Source organism: Delftia sp. K82 (assembly GCF_002193035.1).
Lineage (GTDB): Bacteria > Pseudomonadota > Gammaproteobacteria > Burkholderiales > Burkholderiaceae_C > Comamonas > Comamonas acidovorans.
In genome coordinates this window covers 350,349-368,437 of record NZ_MYFL01000001.1, presented here as the reverse complement: position 1 = coordinate 368,437, position 18,089 = coordinate 350,349, and the positions used below count along the sequence as shown (strand labels likewise).

At 66.4% G+C, this 18,089-nt stretch carries 14 protein-coding genes; 7 read left to right on the top strand and 7 right to left on the bottom strand.

Features of this window, described 5'->3' with window-relative positions:
- Positions 1-114: 114 nt before the first annotated feature.
- The 5 genes from KDK82_RS01580 to KDK82_RS01560 all read right to left on the bottom strand — a co-directional run bounded on the left by KDK82_RS01580 (position 115) and on the right by KDK82_RS01560 (position 6,946).
- Positions 115-1,131, bottom strand: a complete 1,017-nt coding sequence (locus tag KDK82_RS01580; protein ID WP_012207258.1) for a Tim44 domain-containing protein — start codon at positions 1,129-1,131, stop codon at positions 115-117.
- A 53-nt stretch (positions 1,132-1,184) separates the two neighbouring features.
- A complete protein-coding gene (ubiE, locus tag KDK82_RS01575) occupies positions 1,185-1,916 on the bottom strand; it encodes a bifunctional demethylmenaquinone methyltransferase/2-methoxy-6-polyprenyl-1,4-benzoquinol methylase UbiE (RefSeq protein ID WP_088163872.1) in 732 nt (243 codons plus the stop codon).
- A 227-nt stretch (positions 1,917-2,143) separates the two neighbouring features.
- A complete protein-coding gene (locus tag KDK82_RS01570; protein ID WP_013800837.1) occupies positions 2,144-2,566 on the bottom strand; it encodes a gamma-butyrobetaine hydroxylase-like domain-containing protein in 423 nt (140 codons plus the stop codon).
- Between the two features lie 10 nt (positions 2,567-2,576).
- Positions 2,577-3,032: an HIT family protein gene (locus KDK82_RS01565; protein WP_088163871.1), complete on the bottom strand. Its 456-nt coding sequence runs from the start codon at positions 3,030-3,032 to the stop codon at positions 2,577-2,579.
- Positions 3,032-6,946 carry a DUF3683 domain-containing protein gene (locus KDK82_RS01560; RefSeq protein WP_088163870.1) on the bottom strand — a complete coding sequence of 1,305 codons (3,915 nt, stop codon included), beginning with the start codon at positions 6,944-6,946 and terminating at the stop codon, positions 3,032-3,034. The genes KDK82_RS01565 and KDK82_RS01560 overlap by 1 nt, the downstream gene beginning before the upstream one ends.
- 420 nt (positions 6,947-7,366) lie before the next feature.
- Here KDK82_RS01560 and ugpB point away from each other — a divergent pair, with 420 nt between their 5' ends.
- The 6 genes from ugpB (at position 7,367) to KDK82_RS01530 (ending at position 15,062) form a co-directional block, all read left to right on the top strand.
- Positions 7,367-8,671 (top strand): sn-glycerol-3-phosphate ABC transporter substrate-binding protein UgpB, encoded by a 1,305-nt coding sequence (gene ugpB, locus KDK82_RS01555; protein ID WP_013800834.1) that lies wholly within the window; start codon positions 7,367-7,369, stop codon positions 8,669-8,671.
- 123 nt (positions 8,672-8,794) lie between these two features.
- Complete coding sequence (gene ugpA, locus KDK82_RS01550; RefSeq protein WP_012207264.1) at positions 8,795-9,676, top strand: sn-glycerol-3-phosphate ABC transporter permease UgpA; 882 nt, start codon at positions 8,795-8,797, stop codon at positions 9,674-9,676.
- A gap of 2 nt (positions 9,677-9,678) precedes the next feature.
- Positions 9,679-10,527, top strand: a complete 849-nt coding sequence (gene ugpE, locus KDK82_RS01545) for a sn-glycerol-3-phosphate ABC transporter permease UgpE (protein ID WP_088163869.1) — start codon at positions 9,679-9,681, stop codon at positions 10,525-10,527.
- An 89-nt stretch (positions 10,528-10,616) separates the two neighbouring features.
- The gene (gene ugpC / locus KDK82_RS01540; RefSeq protein ID WP_034396898.1) at positions 10,617-11,627 is read left to right on the top strand and encodes a sn-glycerol-3-phosphate ABC transporter ATP-binding protein UgpC; all 1,011 of its coding nucleotides are present in this window, start codon (positions 10,617-10,619) and stop codon (positions 11,625-11,627) included.
- Between the two features lie 90 nt (positions 11,628-11,717).
- Positions 11,718-12,482 (top strand): glycerophosphodiester phosphodiesterase, encoded by a 765-nt coding sequence (gene ugpQ / locus KDK82_RS01535; protein WP_088163868.1) that lies wholly within the window; start codon positions 11,718-11,720, stop codon positions 12,480-12,482.
- Positions 12,483-12,635: 153 nt separating this feature from the next.
- Positions 12,636-15,062, top strand: a complete 2,427-nt coding sequence (locus tag KDK82_RS01530; RefSeq protein WP_088165410.1) for a DUF3772 domain-containing protein — start codon at positions 12,636-12,638, stop codon at positions 15,060-15,062.
- Here the strand turns inward: KDK82_RS01530 and KDK82_RS01525 are convergent.
- A complete protein-coding gene (locus tag KDK82_RS01525) occupies positions 15,059-15,964 on the bottom strand; it encodes an N-formylglutamate amidohydrolase (RefSeq protein WP_013800830.1) in 906 nt (301 codons plus the stop codon). The two genes, KDK82_RS01530 and KDK82_RS01525, sit on opposite strands and share 4 nt — an antisense overlap.
- A complete protein-coding gene (locus KDK82_RS01520; RefSeq protein WP_012207270.1) occupies positions 15,964-16,956 on the bottom strand; it encodes a tripartite tricarboxylate transporter substrate binding protein BugE in 993 nt (330 codons plus the stop codon). Before KDK82_RS01520 ends, KDK82_RS01525 begins: the two co-directional genes overlap by 1 nt.
- 147 nt (positions 16,957-17,103) lie before the next feature.
- Between KDK82_RS01520 and KDK82_RS01515 the strand changes: the two genes are divergently transcribed.
- The gene (locus KDK82_RS01515) at positions 17,104-18,030 is read left to right on the top strand and encodes a LysR substrate-binding domain-containing protein (protein WP_088163867.1); all 927 of its coding nucleotides are present in this window, start codon (positions 17,104-17,106) and stop codon (positions 18,028-18,030) included.
- The last annotated feature ends 59 nt before the right edge of the window (positions 18,031-18,089 follow it).

Below are 18,089 nucleotides of genomic sequence, written 5' to 3'. Positions count from 1 at the left end.
CCCGATTATTCCCGAAGTGAGAGGATGCGGCCGACGCAAATCCGGTCGAGACAAGTGGCCAGCCCATGGCATGACCCCCTGTCGCATCCCTGGCTTGCGCCGGTCCTCTGCAAATTACTGCAGTGCCTGGACGCCAGCGACCAGCCAGCCGCTGCTGCCGCTCTTGGGCTTGGTCATGTTCCAGACCTCGCGGAAGGGCGTGGGGCCTGCCGAGGCGTCCTCGCGGATCATTCCCGAGAATTCCACGCTGGCCATGTAGTCATTGCCCAGATCCTCGATGCCCAGCAGTTGGGCATCGATCATGACCACGTCGGTCTGGTTGGGCTGGCCAGGGCGCTGCACCTCGCGCTCGCTGAGCTGGCCACGGATCTCGGTCAGCATCTCGTCGGTCATCATGGCGCGCAGCGAAGCGATGTCCGAGCGGTCCCATGCCGATTGCAGGGTGACGAAGTTGCGCTTGGCAGCCGTCAGGAAGCCTTCGGTATCGAAGCCTTCAGGCACACCCCAGTTCTGCGAGCCTGCCAGGGCAGAGCCGATCTGCACGCCGGAACCCGAGGCCAGGGCGGCCGGCTGGTGGTTCTGCTCCCAGGGACGGGCCGAGGCGTCGTTGCCGACCTTCTCGGGGTTGTACTGGCGTGCCAGCGGTGCGCTGTCCACGTTGCCACCCATGTTGCCCGCGCCCGCAGGGGCCGCGTTCTGGAAGGCGAAGGGGCTGGACGATGCCTGCTGCGCGCCGGCCGCTGCACGGCGCGAGCGCATGACCATGCCCACCACGACCATGATGACCAGGGCCAGCAGGGCGATCAGCAGGAACTGGCCGAAGGCGGCGCCCAGACCCAGCGAGTGGGCCAGCCATGCCAGACCCAGGCCGGCGGCCAGGCCGCCGAGCATGGCGCCCCAGGGCTTCTTGGCCGGAGCGGCTGCAGGCGGCGTTGCAGGCTTGCCCGCAGCGTTCTGTGTGGCGGCGTTCTGCGGCGGCGTGTTCTGCGCCGGCGCGCGCGTAGCTTCACGCTGCGTCACATTGCTCGACTGCTTGCCCACCGATCCGCCACCGCCCATGCGCTTGGCGTCGGCCGTGCCGTGGACCACCACCAGCATCGCGACCAAGACCATAGACCATAGCTTTTTCATGTCATCTCCTCGAATAATCGTGTTGCCGTCACCTCGCCGAACGCCTCACGCGCTCAGCACTTGATTCCCACATGCAGAGCCGCAATGCCGCCCGTCATGTTGTGATAGTCCACATGGCCGAAGCCGCATTCCTGCATCAGGCGCTTGAGTTCCTCCTGGCCGGGGTGCATGCGGATGGATTCGGCCAGATAGCGGTAGCTGGCGTCATCGCCCGCCACGAGCTTGCCCATGGCCGGAAGAATCTTGAAGGAGTACCAGTCGTAGGCTTTCTCCAGGGGCTTGGCCACCTTGGAGAACTCCAGCACCAGCAGCTTGCCGCCGGGGCGCAGGACACGGTTCATTTCCTTGAGCGCCGCATCCTTGTGCGTCATGTTGCGCAGGCCGAAGGCCACGCTGACCAGATCGAAATGGTTGTCGGGAAACGGCAGGGCCTCGGCATCGCAGACCATGGTGGGCAGGATGACACCCTTGTCGATCAGGCGGTCGCGGCCCACGCGCAGCATGGCTTCGTTGATATCGGTGTGCACCACCTGGCCGGTGGAGCCGACCTTCTTGGCGAAGGCCAGGGCCAGATCGCCCGTGCCACCCGCGATGTCCAGCGCCTTGTCGCCTTCCTTGAGGTTGGCCACCATCACCGTATAGGCCTTCCAGGCACGGTGCAGACCACCCGACATCAGGTCGTTCATGACGTCGTAGCGCGAAGCGACCGAGTCGAACACGCCGCGCACGCGGCTGGCCTTCTCGCGCTCGTCCACCGACTGGAATCCGAAATGTGTGGTGCTCATAACAACGATGCTAAGCAAGCAGTAGTAATGCGTACAGCGACAACCCCGTGTGGCCACGGGCTTTGCCGGGCAAGGGTTATCAAGAACAAACAGCTTGAAACGCCTTCAAACAAAGACTTTCAAGCTATTTTAAATATAGCACCACCCCCAATAACCCTGTGCCGTACAGAGGTCCGGAATGTGGTGCGAGGGGAACGGCGCCATACAGCGCGCACCCGTGCGCGGCGTCAGTGGCTGCCGCAGCCGTGTCCGCCGCCGCTGGCCTTGCCGGGCATGGGCGTGTCGCGGTCCATGCCGGACTCCTGCAGCCGGTCCAGGTACTGCGCCCAGAACTCGTCCTGGCGGCGGCCCAGTTCGTAGAGGTATTCCCAGGTGTACAGGCCGCTTTCATGCCCGTCGCTGAAGAAGGGCTTGATGGCGTAGTTGCCCACGGGCTCGATGGCCGTGATGGACACCTCGCGCTTGCCCGTCTGCAGCACTTCCTGGCCCGGGCCGTGGCCCTGGACTTCGGCCGAGGGCGAGTACACGCGCAGCAGCTCGAAGGGGATGCGAAAGCTTGCGCCATCGGAGTAGGCGACTTCCAGCACACGCGATGCGCCGTGCACGGTCAGGGCTTCGGGGGTTGGGGTGTCAGGGGTCAGGCCGGCCATGCGGTGCTCCTCATTCAGTGGCGGGGTGCTGCTGCCAGGCATCGAGTGCCTGGACCAGCGCCGTATCTATGGCGGGCAAGTGCGCTGCCACCTCGGCCTCGCGCTCGCCATTGCGCGGGCGCTGGGCCGGGGCCCAGACCGCGCCCGGGAAATGGCTGTCCCAGTCAAAGCGTGCAATCACATGCCAGTGCAGGTGCGGCACCATGTTGCCCAGTGCCGCCAGGTTGATCTTGGCCGGCGCAAGGCGCTCACGCAAGACGCGCTCGACCACGACCACGGCATCCATGCAGTGCTGGCGGTCGGCGGCGTCCAGGTCGGAGAACTCGGCCGCATGCGCATTCCAGACCACGCGGTAGAAGGCTGGAAAGCCCTCTTCCTGCGCGCGGATAACTCGCAGGCGCCGGCCGCGCCAGACGGGCAGGCCGCCTTCTTCGGCGCACAGGGGGCAGGTTGCAGCCGTAGCCATCACACCAGCACCCGTTCGATGCCGCCAGCGTTGGCGCGCTGCACGTACTCGGCCATCCAGTTCTCGCCCAGGATCTGGCGCGCCATCTCGACCACGATGTAGTCGGCTTCCAGCAGGCCGTTGTTCATATCGCCACCGTAGCGCGACAGGCCCTGCAGGCAGCTGGGGCAGCTGGTGAGGATCTTCACGTTGTCCTTCTCGGCCAGGGCGCCGCTGGCGCGCAGCGCGGCCTCGCCCTTCTTGAGTTCCTCTTCCTTGCGGAAGCGGATCTGCGTGGAGATGTCGGGGCGCGTGACGCCCAGCGTGCCCGATTCGCCGCAGCAGCGCTCGCTCTTGACCACGCCCTCACCCACCAGCGCCTTGACGGTCTTCATCGGGTCCTGCAGCTTCATGGGCGAGTGGCAGGGGTCGTGGTAGAGGTAGCCCTCCTTGCCCTGCAGCGTCACGCCCTTTTCCAGCAGGTATTCGTGGATGTCGATGATGCGGCTGCCCGGGAAGATCTTGCCGAACTCGTAGCCCTGCAACTGGTCGTAGCAGGTGCCGCAGCTGACCACCACGGTCTTGATGTCCAGGTAGTTGAGCGTGGTGGCGACGCGGTGGAAGAGCACACGGTTGTCCGTGATCATCTTCTCAGCCTTGTCGAACTGGCCGCTGCCGCGCTGGGGATAGCCGCAGCACAGGTAGCCGGGTGGCAGCACGGTCTGCACGCCAGCATGCCAGAGCATGGCCTGGGTGGCCAGGCCCACCTGGCTGAACAGGCGCTCGGAGCCGCAGCCAGGGAAGTAGAACACCGCCTCGGTGTCCGCGCTCGTGGTCTGCGGGCTGCGGATGATGGGCACGTAGTCCTTGTCCTCGATGTCCAGCAGGGCGCGCGCCGTCTTGTTGGGCAGGCCGCCCGGCAGCTTCTTGTTGACGAAGTGGATCACCTGCTCCTTGAGGGGAGCGCGCCCCACCGAGGCGGGCGGACGCTGGGTCTGCTTCCTGGCCAGGCTGTGCAGCACGTCGGAGGCCAGGCGCTGGGCCTTGAAGCCCACGCCGACCATGGCCGAGCGCATGAACTTGATGGTGTCCGGATTGGTGGCGTTGAGCATGGCCATGGCCAGCTTGTTGCCGGGCCGGAAGCTCTTCTTGTCCATCTTGCGCAGCAGGTTGCGCATGTTCATGGTCACGTCGCCGAAGTCGATCTTCACCGGGCAGGGGTTGAAGCACTTGTGGCAGACCGTGCAGTGGTCCGACACGTCCTCGAACTCCTGCCAGTGGCGCAGCGACACGCCGCGGCGCGTCTGCTCCTCGTAGAGGAAGGCCTCGACCAGCAGCGAGGTCGCCAGGATCTTGTTGCGCGGGCTGTACAGCAGGTTGGCGCGCGGCACGTGGGTGGCGCACACGGGCTTGCACTTGCCGCAGCGCAGGCAGTCCTTGACCGAGTCGGCGATGGCGCCGATGTCGCTCTGCTGCATGATCAGCGACTCGTGCCCCATCAGGCCGAAGCTGGGTGTGTAGGCGTTGGTCAGGTCGGCGAACATCAGCGATTCGCGCGGCGAGCGGCCGTCATGGCTCTGGCCTACCACGGCCTGCAGCTTCTCGTTGCGGATCAGCTTGCCCTTGTTGAAGCGGCCTTCGGGGTCCACACGCTGCTTGTAGGCGGCAAAGGGCGCCAGCTCGTCGTCGCTGAGGAATTCCAGCTTGGTGATGCCGATGCCGTGCTCGCCCGAGATCACGCCGTCCAGATGGCGTGCCAGCACCATGATGCGCGCCACGGCCTCATGGGCGGTCTGCAGCATCTCGTAGTCGTCGCTGTTGACCGGAATGTTGGTGTGCACGTTGCCGTCGCCGGCGTGCATGTGCAGCGCCACCCAGACACGGCCCTTGAGCACGCGCTGGTGGATGGCGTTGACTTCGGCCAGCAGCGGCTGGAAGGCCGCGCCCGCGAAGATCTGGGCCATGGGCGCCTTCAGCTGCGTCTTCCAACTGGCGCGCAGCGTGTGGTCCTGCAGCTGCGGGAAGAGGTTCTCGACATCGTCCAGCCAGCCCTGCCACAGCGTGCGCACGTCGGACACCAGGGCCTGGGCCTGCTGCACGCGGTCCTCCAGCAGCTCGGCCGAGGGGATGTCGCCCGCATCGTCCTGCTTGCCCAGCGGCAGGTCGCCGTGCTGGAAGAAGTCCGTCAGCGCGTCGCACAGCTTGAGCTTGTTGCGCAGCGACAGTTCGATGTTGATGCGCTCGATGCCGTCCGTGTACTCCCACATGCGCGGCAGCGGGATCACCACGTCTTCGTTGATCTTGAAGGCGTTGGTGTGGCGCGAGATGGCGGCCGTGCGCTTGCGGTCCAGCCAGAATTTCTTGCGCGCCTCGGCGCTGACGGCCGTGAAGCCTTCGCCGTTGCGCGAGTTGGCGATGCGCACCACCTCGGCGGCCACGCGGGCCACATCGTCGGCGTTGTCGCCGGCAATGTCGCCCAGCAGCACCATCTTGGGCAGATGGCCGTTGCCCTTCTTGCTCTTGGTGGCGTAGCCCACGGCCTTCAGGTAGCGGTCGTCCAGGTGCTCCAGGCCGGCCAGCAGCACGCCCGAGCGCTTTTGCTCGGCGAACATGAAGTCCTTGATCTCGACGATGCTGGGCACGGCGTCCTTGGCGTTGCCGAAGAACTCCATGCAGACCGTGCGCGTGTGCTCGGGCATGCGGTGCACCACCCAGCGCGCGCTGGTGATCAGGCCGTCGCAGCCTTCCTTCTGGATGCCGGGCAGGCCCGACAGGAACTTGTCGGTCACGTCCTTGCCCAGGCCTTCCTTGCGGAATTTCTGGCCGGGAATGTCTAGGCGCTCACTGCGGATGGGGGTCTTGCCGTCTGCCTCGAAGTACTGCAGCTCGAAGCTGGCCATCTCGGCGTCATGGATCTTGCCGAGGTTGTGACCCACGCGCGTGACTTCCAGCCACTGCGCATCGGGCGTGACCATGCGCCAGGACACCAGGTTGTCCAGCGCCGTGCCCCAGAGCACGGCCTTCTTGCCGCCCGCATTCATGGCGACGTTGCCGCCGATGCACGAGGCCTCGGCCGATGTGGGGTCCACGGCGAAGACGAAGCCCGCGCGCTCGGCCGCATCGGCCACGCGCTGCGTGACCACGCCGGCTTCGGTGAAGATGGTGGGCACCTCATGGTCCACGCCGGGAATGCGGCGCATCTCCACCTCGGTCATGGCTTCGAGCTTTTCGGTGTTGATCACCACGCTGCGCCAGGTCAGCGGGATCGCACCGCCCGTGTAGCCCGTGCCGCCGCCGCGCGGAATGATGGTCAGGCGCAGCTCGATGCAGGCACGCACCAGGGCGGCCATCTCGGCTTCGGTATCGGGGGTGAGCACCACGAAGGGGTATTCGACGCGCCAATCGGTGGCGTCCGTCACGTGGGCCACGCGCGACAGACCGTCGAACTTGATGTTGTCCTTGGCCGTGTGGCGGCCCAGGCTTTTCTGCACGCGGCGGCGCAGTTGCTCGGCCTCGACGAAGGTGGCGTTGAACTCATGCACGGCGCGGCGCGCCGCATCCACCAGCTGGCCCACCAGCGCATCGCGCACGGGGTCCTGCTGCGGAGCACGGCGCTTGTCGATCTCGCCCAGGCGGTGCTCCAGGGCCTCCACCAGCGACTTGCGGCGGTCGGGACTGTGCAGCAGGTCATCCTGCAGGTAGGGATTGCGCTGAACGACCCAGATGTCCCCCAGCACCTCATAGAGCATGCGGGCGGAGCGGCCCGTGCGCCGCTCCTGGCGCAGCTGGTTGAGCACATCCCACATGGACGTGCCCAGCAGGCGGATCACGATCTCGCGATCGGAAAACGAGGTGTAGTTGTAGGGAATCTCTCGCAGACGTGCAGGTTCGGCAGCCTGTGCCTGCAGGGCTGCCAACGCAATCGGTACATTCATGGGGTAGACCGTGTCTGGCGCTCTCGGGGCGCCGCTAAGCCAAGTGGGAGCGCAATTTTAAGCGAGCGCCCCGAGGATGCGCTTCCCACGGGGCTCTGGACGGCGCGCCGTCTTGGCCCGCGAAGCCAGCCCTCGCCAACGTGGCGGGATCTTGCGGAGCCCGGTGAAGGTGTCTTATACAGAAAGAGCACAAACGAGCCAATACGAACAACCCGGCTTTTGAAACGAAATGGTATTGACCTAAAATAGCGCCGCTTCGCGTGTCATTTTTTGTCACACGACTGACATACGGGACCAGCGGCTCACCGGGTTTGGCCTGTAGTGCGGTACGAAGCATCCGAAAACAATGACACAGACATGTCATGCCCCTGCCTTACCGTGGCAGCGGTCTGAAACCGTCACCGAACTAGAGGAGTCCTCATGCAACTGAAGCAACTGGCCATGGCAGCCGCGATCGCGGCCACCACCATCTCGGCACAAGCCCAAACCGAAATCCAGTGGTGGCACTCGATGAGCGCAGCCCTGGGCGACTGGGTGAACGACCTGGCCAAGGAGTACAACGCCAGCCAGACCCAGTACAAGATCGTGCCGACGTACAAGGGCCAGTATGACGAGTCGATGACAGCCGCCATCGCCGCGTTCCGCGCTGGCAACGCGCCTGACATTCTGCAGGTCTTCGAAGTGGGCACGGCCACCATGATGGCCTCCAAGGGCGCCGTGGTGCCCGTCACCAAGATCATGAACGACGGCGGCTTCAAGTTCGACCAGGGCGAGTACATCTCCGCCGTGGCCGGCTACTACACCGCCCCCAACGGCCAGATGATGAGCTACCCGCTCAACAGCTCGACCACCATCTTCTACTACAACAAGGACGCCTTCAAGAAGGCAGGCCTGGACGAGAACAAGCCGCCCAAGACCTGGCCCGAAGTGTTCGCCGCCGCCGAAAAGCTCAAGGCCTCGGGCCACCGCTGCGCACTGACCACGAGCTGGATGAGCTGGACCCAGCTGGAGAGCTTCTCGCTGTGGCACAACACCCTGTACGCGACCAAGAACAACGGCTTTGACGGCACCGATGCCAAGTTGGTGTTCAACTCGCCGCTGCACGTCAAGCACTTCGAGAACCTGGCCAAGGCCGCCAAGGATGGCAGCTTCGTCTACAAGGGCCGCGGCAACGTGCCTGACGCCGCCTTCGCTTCCGGCGAGTGCGCGATGATCACCGGCTCCTCCGGCCTGTATGCCCGCGTGGTCAAGGAAGGCAAGTTCGCCTTCGGCCAGTCGCAACTGCCCTACTACGCCGATGTGAAGGGCGCGCCCCAGAACACGGCCATCGGCGGTGCCTCCCTGTGGGTGATGGCCGGCAAGAGCGCCGAACGCTACAAGGGCGTGGCTGACTTCTTCAACTTCCTGAACAACACCAAGATCCAGTCCGCCAGCCACCAGCGCACCGGCTACCTGCCCGTGACCACCGCTGCGTACAAGCTGACCGAGGCATCGGGCTTCTACGAAAAGCATCCCGGCACCGACACCGCCGTGACGCAGATGATCCGCAAGACCACCGACAAGTCGCGCGGCATCCGCCTGGGCAACTTCGTTCAGATCCGCACCATCATCGATGAGGAAACCGAACAGATCTGGACTGGCAAGAAGACTCCCCAGCAAGCCCTGGACACCGCTGTCACCCGTGGCAACGAGCAACTGGGCCGCTTCGCCCGGGCCAACAAGTAATCCTCCCATGTGATCTGCGGTGTGGCCGCTGCGCAGGCAGCCCGCACCGTGCATCACAGGCCCGCAACCGGCGGCCCCACGGCCATCCGGTTTGCGGGCTGTTTTGTTCTACCGAGTTCCGTCATGGAAAAACGCGTTCTTTTTCGATCCGCCTGGCTGCCTTGGTTGCTGATAGCACCACAGATGGTCATCGTGCTGGTCTTCTTTTTCTGGCCTGCAGGCCAGGCCATCGTGCAGTCGTTCCAGGCGCAGGATACGTTTGGCTTCTCCACCGAATGGGTGGGGTTTGCCAACTTCCAGCACCTGCTGGATGACCCTGCCTACCTGGCCTCGTTCAAGACCACGGCCATCTTTTCCGTGCTGGTGGCGGTGTTCGGCATTGCGCTGTCGCTGATGCTGGCCATCTTTGCGGACCGCGTGATCAAGGGCGCGCTTGCCTACAAGACCGCCTTGCTGCTGCCCTATGCCGTTGCGCCCGCCGTGGCGGGTGTGCTGTGGGTGTTCATGTTCTCGCCGTCCATCGGCGTCGTGGCCTATGCGCTGCGCATGATCGGCTATGACTGGAACCACCTGCTGAACTCCGGCAACGCCATGACGCTGATCGTCATCGCCGCGATCTGGAAGCAGATTTCCTACAACTTCCTGTTCTTCCTTGCGGGCCTGCAGTCCATCCCCAAGTCGCTGATCGAGGCCGCCGCCATCGACGGCGCGGGCCCCATGCGCCGCTTCTGGGACATCCAGTTCCCGCTGCTGTCGCCCACCACCTTCTTCCTGCTGGTGATGAACGTGGTCTACGCATTCTTCGACACCTTCGGCATCGTGGACGCCACGACCCAGGGCGGTCCGGGACAGGACACCTCCATCCTGGTCTACAAGGTCTATCACGACGGCTTCAAGGCCATGGACATGAGCGGCTCGGCTGCCCAATCCGTCGTGCTGATGGTGATCGTGGTTGCACTGACCGTGATCCAGTTCCGCTATGTTGAGAAGAAAGTGCAGTACTGATCATGGTTGAACGCAGTCCCCTTCTCTCCTTTTTCTCGCACCTGATCATGGTGCTGGGCGTGGTCATCGTCGGCTTTCCGCTGTACCTGGCCTTCGTGGCCTCCACGCACACGCCGCAGGACATCATCCAGGTGCCCATGCCCCTGGTGCCCGGCAGCAACTTCTGGGAAACCTACAAGGCCGCGCTGTTCGGTGGCTCGGGCCCCGGCTCCAGCGCGCCCGTGGCACGCATGATGTGGATCAGCTTCGTCTCGGCCATGGTGATCACCGTGGGCAAGATCGCGATCTCGCTGCTGTCGGCCTTCGCGCTGGTGTACTTCCGCTTCCCGTTCAAGAAGATCTGCTTCTGGCTGATCTTCGTGACCCTGATGCTGCCCGTGGAAGTGCGCATCGGCCCCACCTACGAAGTCGTCTCCACGCTGGGCATGCTCAACAGCTACGCCGGCCTGACGATTCCGCTGATCGCCTCGGCCACGGCCACCTTCCTGTTCCGCCAGTTCTTCCTGACGGTGCCGGACGAGCTGGTGGAGGCCGCCCGCATCGACGGCGCAGGCCCCATGCGCTTCTTCAAGGATGTGCTGGTGCCGCTGTCCAAGACCTCGATCGCGGCGCTGTTCGTGATCCAGTTCATCTACGGCTGGAACCAGTACCTGTGGCCGCTGCTCGTGACCACCTCGGAAGACATGTACCCCGTGGTCATCGGCATCAAGCGCATGGTGGCCAGCGGCGATACCGGCAACGACTGGAACGTGGTGATGGCGACGGCCCTGCTGGCCATGCTGCCGCCCGCCGCCGTGGTGATCCTGATGCAGCGCTGGTTCGTCAAGGGCCTGGTGGACACCGAAAAGTAAACCGCCCGCCGCCGCCCCAACCCACCGTATAGAACCCCGCAGAGCAAGCGCCAGCGCCCTTCGCTCTGCGACTCAACCAGAATCTTCGTATGGCATCCATTTCCTTTCGCAACCTGATCAAGCGCTACGGCCAGGGCCCGTCGGCCAACCAGGTACTGCACGGCGTCAACGCCGAAATCAAGGACGGCGAGTTCGTCGTCATCGTCGGCCCTTCGGGCTGCGGCAAGTCCACCCTGCTGCGCATGGTGGCGGGCCTGGAGGAGATCTCCGACGGCCAGCTGCTGATCGGCGACAAGGTGGTCAACGACGTGGAACCGGCCAAGCGCGACATCGCCATGGTGTTCCAGAACTATGCGCTGTACCCGCATATGTCGAACTACGAGAACATGGCCTACGGCCTGAAGATCGCCAAGGTGCCGCCCGAGGAGATCAAGCGCCGCGTGGACAAGGCCGCCAAGATCCTGGAGCTGTCGCACCTGCTGGACCGCAAGCCGCGCCAGCTGTCGGGCGGCCAGCGCCAGCGCGTGGCCATGGGCCGCGCCATCGTGCGCCAGCCCAAGGTCTTCCTGTTCGACGAGCCGCTGTCCAACCTGGACGCCAAGCTGCGCGGCCAGACCCGCATCGAGATCCAGAAGCTGCACGCCGAGCTGGGCATCACCAGCCTGTTCGTGACCCACGACCAGGTCGAAGCCATGACCCTGGCCCAGCGCATGATCGTCATGAACGGCGGCGTGATGGAGCAGTTCGGCACGCCCGAAGAGGTCTACCACACGCCCGCCTCCACCTTCGTGGCCAGCTTCATCGGCTCGCCCCCGATGAACCTGCTCAAGAACGCGCCCGGCGGCACGGCCGGCCGCATCCTGGGCATCCGCCCCGAGCACCTGGTCGTCGTCAGCGAAGGCGGCTGGGAAATCAAGGTGGACACCGTTGAAATGCTGGGTGCCGAGCGCCTGGTCTATGGTTCGCTCAATGGCGAGACGATGACGGTACGCATCGACGAAGGCGCGCCCTTCCCCAAGTCCGGCGAGACCATGCGCGTGCGTCCTTCCGAAGAGCGTCGCCTGCACTGGTTCGACGCAGAATCCGGAAAGCGGATCTGATCCCCTGAAGGCCGGCTCTCCGACCTTTTCCAAGAGAGCCCCAGAGGCTCTCTTTTTCCATCCAAGCTCCCTTCTTTTGACGGACTCGCCATGACCGAGAACCTGAAATCCTGGCCCTACCCACTGTGGGTGGCCCACCGTGGCGCCGGCAAGCTGGCGCCCGAGAACACCATGGCCGCCTTCCGCCTGGGCGCCGCGCATGGCTATCGCATGTTCGAGTGCGATGCCAAGCTGTCTGCCGACGGCGTGCTGTTCCTGATGCATGACGCCACGCTGGAGCGCACCACCAACGGCCACGGCACGGGTGGCGACCTGTCCATGGGCGAGATCGCCCAGCTGGACGCCGGCAGCTGGCACTCGCGCGCCTTTGCGGGCGAGGCCCTGCCCACGCTGGAAGCCCTGGCCCGCTGGTGCCTGGCCAACCACTTCTTCCTGAACGTGGAGATCAAGCCCACGCCCGGCCAGGAAGAGGCCACGGGCCGCGCCACGGGCGAGCTGATGAACCGCATCTGGCCCAGGGACCGCATCCAGCCGCTGTTCACTTCGTTCAAGACCGATGCGCTCAAGGGCGCACGCGACACGGCACCGCACATTCCGCGGGGCCTGCTGGTGGACAAGCTGGCCGATGCCACGGGCGATGCCGACCTGCGCACCGCGCTGGACCTGGGCTGCGCGGCCGTGGTGCTCAACCATGCGCTGTGGGATGCCGCTCTGGTCGCCAAGGTGCATGGCGCAGGCCTGCGCTGCAGCAGCTATACGGTCAACGATGAATGGGCCGCGCAGCGCCTGATCGACCTGGGCACGGACGGCGTCATCACCGACCGTGTCGATATGTTCAGTCCCGCATCGCGCTGAGACGGCTGCCGGCTGGCGGGGCCGGACCTTTGGAAACAACCGTCGCGGCGGCCCGCCGCACAATGTGCGTCCATGACACCGCCCCGCCCGTGCCCTCTCCCGCTGCGCCCTACGTGGGCGCAGGCCTTGCGCCAATGCCTGGCCACCGGCCTGATGGTCCTGGCCATGCTGGTCCTCACTGCGCCCGCTCCGGCCCATGCGCAGGACCGCACGGCAGCGGAGGCCACGGCGGCGCCCGACGGCCGGCCCGCCCTGCCCAGCGTGGACGATCTGCGCAAGCAGCTGGACGCCATTCCCCGCAAGCTGGCCGAGGACGATGACGGCCGCAAGCTGCTGGACGAGGCTGCGGCCATTGGCACGGCGGCCGACCAGGTGGCGGCCCGCCGCACCGAGGAACTGGCCGACATCGATTCGCGCCTGGCCGGCCTGGGCCCCGCGCCCGAAAAAGGCGCCCCTGCCGATGCGCCCGATGTGGCCGAGCAGCGCGCCAGCCTGGCCAGGCAGCGCAGTGCCGTGGATTCCGAACTCAAACTCGCGCGGCTGGTGTCGGTCGATGCCGACCAGCGCGGCAACGAGCTGATACGCCAGCGCCGCGAACAATTCCAGGCCGCGCTGACGGCCCGCACCGACTCGCCGCTGGGCCGGCCCTTCTGGCGCAACCTGCGCGCTGCCGCGCCTTTGGACGCGGCGCGCCTGCAGGGCCTGGGGCGCGAGCTGCGCCAGGCCGTCGCCTCCACCATGGCGTCCGATCGCCGGGGCGGCTTCATCGCCAGCCTGGCCGCCGCCTTGCTGATCGCCCTGCTCGGCCCCTGGCTGGCCGAGCGTCTGCTGGTGCGCGCCGCGCCCGCGCGCCTGCCCAGCGGCCGCCTGCGCCGCTCGTTGCGCGCGGCGGCCACCGTGCTGATCAACACGCTGCTGATCGGCCTGGCAGCGCAACTGGCCTGGAGCGTGCTCAAGGCCGGCGATGGCTTCAGCGAATCGCTGGACGCGCTGGCCAAGGCCAGTGTGCAGGTCACGCTGTTCGGCGCCTTCGTGGTGTCGCTGGGCCAGACCCTGCTGTCGCGCAGGCGCAGTTCCTGGCGCCTGCCCGGCGTGTCGGACGAGCTGGCCGAGCGGCTCAGCCCCTATCCCTGGTGGATTGCCGCCGGAGCCGCGCTCAACGGCCTGGTGACCGAAGTCAACGCCATCATCGGCGCCAGCCTGGCCGCCGAGGTCACGGTGCACGCCCTGTCGGCCCTGCTGATTTCGGCCGTGGTCATGCTGGCCCTGCGGCATCTGCGCGCGCCGGCGCCGGTCGCGCAGGAAGACGGCGCCCAGGCCGAGCCCGCACCGCCCCGGCCCTTGTGGGTGGGCCTGCTCGTGGCCTGTGCGGCGGTGGCCAGCATTGCCACCATTGCGCTGGCCGTGACCGGCTACGTGGCGCTGGCCGGAACGCTGGCGCGCCAGATGGTGTGGACCGGCGTGGTCTTTGCCACCACCTACCTGCTGTTCCAGCTGGGCGACGATCTGTGCGAGGCCCTGCTGTCGTCCAAGGGCAGCTTCGGCACCCGGCTGAACCAGAGCCTGGGCATCGAGGGCCGGCTGCTCGACCAGGCCTCGGTGCTGGTCTCGGGCCTGCTGCGCGTGGCCCTGTTGTTCTACATGGTGATCGCCCTGCTGGCCCCGCTGGGCACGGGGCCGGACGAGGTATTTCGCCGCGGCAGCACGGTGAACCACAGCCTCAAGGTGGGCGACTTCACCATGGCGCCGCAGGCCCTGTTCACCGCATTCGCCGTGATCGTCACGGGCCTGATCGTGATCCGCGTGATCAAGCGCTGGCTGACGGACCGCTACTTCCCCAACACCTCGCTGGAGCCGGGCATGCGCAGCTCCATCACCACGCTGCTGGGCTATGTGGGCGGCATCTTCGTGGTGGCCGTGGCGCTGGCGGGGCTGGGCATCAGCGTGGAGCGCATTGCCTGGGTGGCCAGCGCGCTGTCGGTGGGCATTGGCTTTGGCCTGCAGGCCATCGTGCAGAACTTCATCTCGGGCCTGATCCTGCTGGCCGAGCGGCCCGTGAAAGTGGGCGACTGGGTGGTGCTGGGCGATACCGAAGGCGACGTGCGCCGCGTCAACGTGCGCGCCACCGAGATCCAGCTGGGCGACCGCTCCACCGTCATCGTGCCCAACTCGGAATTCATCACCAAGACCGTGCGCAACATGACGCTGGCCGGCGCGCCCGGGCGCGTGCTGCTGCGCCTGCCCGCACCGCTGGACACCGATGCCGAACGCATGCGCACCCTGATATTGGAGGCCTTTCGCACGCATGAAGGCATCCTGGACACGCCCGAGCCTCTGGTGCAGCTCGAAGGCATTGCCAACGGCACGCTGACCTTCCTGGCCATCGGCTACGTGGGCAACCCGCGCAATGCGGGCGGGGTGCGCAGCGATGTGCTGTTCAGCATCCTGGCATCGCTCAAGGGCGCGGGCCTGTACCTGTCGCCACCGGCCACCACCTCGGTGGCGGCACCGGTGGTGACAGGCATGCCGGGCTCGCCAGGCACGCCGCCCATGCCCGGCGACCCCGCCAGCCCGGCCTAGCCTCGCCCGGCCATTTCAGCGCGCACATGCGCCGCGACCACGGCCATCAGCTCACGCAGATGGCCGCGCAGCGGCTCGAAGCCCGCGTTGGGCTCGCGCGTGTCCTCGTCCATATAGACCGGACGGCGGATCTCGATCTGCAGGCTGTGCCGGCCCAGGTGCGGCTGGCCTATGCGGCCGATCAGCTCCACGCCCTTGTAGGGCTCGTTGTAGGCCACGCTGTAGCCAAAGCCCGCCAGCGTCTCGCCCACCAGCTGGATGAACTCGGGCGCGCAGGTCGTGCCGTCGCGGTCGCCCAGCACGAAGTCGGCCAGCGGCGGCGCGTCGGTACGGCCCAGGCGCTTGTAGACATCATTGGGCATGGAGTGCAGGTTCAGGTGCCAGACGCCGCCAAAGCGCTGCACGCTGTCATCGATGGCCTGCGCCAGCGCCGCATGGTAGGGACGCCAGTAGCGCGCGATGCGGTGCTCCACCTCGGCCACCGTGCGCGGGCGTTCATACAGCGGCGTGGCCACGCCGTCCCGGCTGATGCGCTGCCAGATCAGGCCCAGGCCCTGGCGGGTCTTGACGCTGGGCGCCAGGGGCACGGGCCACTGGCCGTCGATCTGGGCGGGGTCCAGGTCGGCCTCGCTGCGGTTGGGGTCGATGTAGGTGCGCGGAAAGGTGGCCTCGATCAGCGTTGCGCCATGCGCGGGCCACTGATCCCAGAGCGCGGCCACATGCGTGTCCTCGCCACGGCGCAGCAGGGACATGGGCACGGCATGGCCGAAATCCTCGGGATAGGACGTGCCGCTGTGCGGCGAGTCGCAGACGATGGGCAGCACCTCGCCGGTGGCGGGATGCACCACGACCGGGGTGTCCGGCCGGGGGCGCAGAAAATCGGTCTGTGCCATGCGGTCCATCAGTCGAGCTTGATGTTGGCGCGCTTGGCCACGGCCGTGTAGCGCTCGATGGCGGCCTTGATCTGCTTGGCAAATTCCTCGGGCGTGTTGCCCATGGACTCGCCCGAGATGGATTTTTGCTTTTCCAGGTAGTCAGGCATGGCCATGGCCTTGTGCGCAGCCGCATTGAGCTTGTCGATGATGGGGCGCGGCGTGCCGGCAGGTGCGACCAAGCCGAACCAGCCGCCGTCGCCCATCTGCGGGAAGCCCAGCTCGGTGTAGGTGGGCACGTCGGGCAGCACGTCGGCGCGCTTGAAGGCCAGCACGGCCAGCGGGCGCAGCTTGCCGTCCTTGATGTGGGGCAGCGTGGAGGGCAGGTTGTCCGTCATGGCATTGACCTGGCCGCCCAGCGCGTCGGTGATGGCCTGGCCCGCACCCTTGTAGGGGATGTGCAGCAGGTCGATACCGGCCAGGTTCATGAAATTCTCGATGTTGGCGTGGCCCAGGGAACCTGTGCCCGGCGAGGCAAAGCTGTACTTGCCCGGGTTGGCCTTGGCCAGGGCGATGAACTCCTTCATGGTCTTGGCGGGCACGCTGGCGTTGATCACGAACACGCTGGGCACGGACATCACATTGGTGATGGGCGCGAAGTCCTTGATCGGGTCGTAGGGCAGCTTGCGGAAGATGGCCGGGTTGGAGCCATGCGTGCTCACCGTAGCCATGCCGATGGTGTAGCCATCGGCCGCAGCACGCGCAATTTCGGAGGCGCCAATGGAGCCGCCCGCCCCGCCCCGGTTGTCCACCACCACGGACTTGCCCAGGATCACGCTCATCTTCTCGGCCAGCAGACGCGCCACCATATCGGTGGAGCCGCCCGCGCCAAACGGCACGACCAGGCGGATCGGCCGGCTGGGATAGTCGGCAGCCGGGCCCTGGGCCCAGGCGACGGGAGCCAAAAGAGCAGTGGCGGCGCAGGCGGCCAGGCTGGACAACAGGGTGCGGCGCATTGCCATGGTGTGTTTCCTCTCGTGATGGATGAAAGAGCGGCCTGCTGCGGGCAGGGCTTCGCGGAACAGGCGCCGATTCTGGACAGCCGCCGCACGCGCGAAAAGAGACAAGACGGCAAGCAACTATGACAAACCGTCATAATTGCATCCGTCATGCGCATGCACTCTCCCTCGCTTTCCGAGCTGCACGCCTTTGCGGCGGCGGCGCGCCTGGGCAGCTACTCGCTGGCAGCCCAGGAGCTGTATGTCACCCAGGGCGGCATCAGCCGCGCCATCGCCCGGCTGGAAGAGCACCTGGGCTTTGCCCTCTTCGAGCGCCAGGGCCGGCGCAGCGTGCTGACCGAGGCTGGCCGTGAATATCTGCAGGCCGTGGAGCCCTCCGTACACGCCATCGAATCGGCCTCGGCCGCCGCACGCAGGCGCCACTTCGGCCCGCAACTGCGGTTGTCGGTCGTTCCCACGCTGTTCAGCCACTGGCTGATTCCACGCCTGCCGCGATTCAATGCCCTGCATCCGGGCATCGTCCTTTCGTTCGCCCCCTACCGGCGCGATGACCCGCTGTCCGCCGCCGAGATCGACGGCTGGCTGCGCGTGGGCAGCGAGCCCTGGCCCGCCCATGTGGTGGCCGACTATGTGGTGGGCCGCGATCTGGTGCCCATCTGCCATCCGCGCGAATTGCAGGGCCCGCAAGCCATTCGCAGCGCAGCGGATGTGCTTGCGCGCCCCTTGCTGTTTCACACCAACTACCCTGGCAACTGGGCGCGTTGGATGAGCCACCTCGGCCTGCCTGGGCCCTGCCCCGCGCCTGCGGCGGACTTCGAACTGGTGGCCCTGCTGGTCCAGGCCGTGGCCGCTGGCATGGGCGTGGCCCTGGTGCAGCGCTGCCTGGTGGAGGAAGACCTGGCCGCCGGCCGCGTGGCCCTTGCCTTGCCTGCACCCGTCCACATCGAACGCGGCTACTTTCTGTGCCGGCCGGCCGCGCGGGCGCCTTCCGAAGCGTTTGTGCAGTTCCGCGCATGGCTTCTGGAGCAGGCCGCGCCGGGTGCCGTGCCTGCGCAAACGGTGACCCCCTCGCCATGAAAAAGGCCCCGGGGCCCGCCACACATTCGGCGGGCTCCGGGGCTGGCAGGCTCAGTCCA